Here is a 403-nt window from a genome sequence, read left to right as displayed (position 1 = left end):
CTTTCGTCCCTGCTCGACTTGTAGGTCTCGCAGTCAAGCTCCCTTCTGCCTTTGCACTCTGCGAATGATTTCCAACCATTCTGAGGGAACCTTTGGGCGCCTCCGTTACTCTTTAGGAGGCGACCGCCCCAGTCAAACTGCCTGCCTGACACTGTCTCCCGACCCGATCAGGGCCGCGGGTTAGACGGTCCATACAGCCAGGGTAGTATCCCACCAGTGCCTCCACACAAGCTGGCGCTCATGCTTCTCAGGCTCCTACCTATCCTGTACAAGCTGCACAGACAGTCAATATCAGGGTGCAGTAAAGCTCCACGGGGTCTTTCCGTCCTGTCGCGGGTAATGCGCATCTTCACGCATACTATAATTTCACCGAGTCTCTCGTTGAGACAGTGCCCAGATCGTT

Annotated in this window: 1 rRNA gene; it reads right to left on the bottom strand. The window is 55.6% G+C overall.

Annotation, left to right across the window (positions count from 1 at the left end):
• Nucleotides 1-403 (bottom strand): 23S ribosomal RNA (locus D4N35_RS17885); the annotation flags it as partial.

This window comes from Siminovitchia fortis (genome assembly GCF_003605365.2).
GTDB classification, from domain to species: Bacteria; Bacillota; Bacilli; order Bacillales; family Bacillaceae_C; genus Siminovitchia; species Siminovitchia fortis.
The sequence above is the reverse complement of the archived record's forward strand: the minus strand, read 5'-3'. Positions and strand labels throughout refer to the sequence as shown.